The organism is Paraburkholderia sp. SIMBA_030 (assembly GCF_046535245.1).
Classification (GTDB): Bacteria; Pseudomonadota; Gammaproteobacteria; order Burkholderiales; family Burkholderiaceae; genus Paraburkholderia.
This window is the reverse complement of sequence record NZ_JAWRXB010001799.1, coordinates 1-230: the sequence shown is the minus strand read 5'-3', so window position 1 is coordinate 230 and position 230 is coordinate 1. Positions and strand designations below refer to the sequence as shown.

At 69.6% G+C, this 230-nt stretch carries 1 pseudogene; it reads right to left on the bottom strand.

From position 1 onward, the window contains the following. Nucleotides 1-230 (bottom strand): annotated as a pseudogene (locus SB772_RS46185) (alcohol dehydrogenase); the annotation flags it as partial.

Below are 230 nucleotides of genomic sequence, written 5' to 3'. Positions count from 1 at the left end.
CATCACGTCCGCCACCGGGTCGCCGCCGCGGCCATCGAAGCAGTCGGTCGCGCCGAACTGCCGTGCGATCTCGAGGCGGTTGCTGTCCGGGTCGATCATGATGATCCGCGCGGGCGAGTAGAACTGCGCGGTCAGCAATGCCGCCAGCCCGATCGGCCCCGCGCCGACGATCGCGACCGAGCAACCCGGCTGCACCTTGCCGTTCAGCACGCCGCATTCGAATCCGGTCG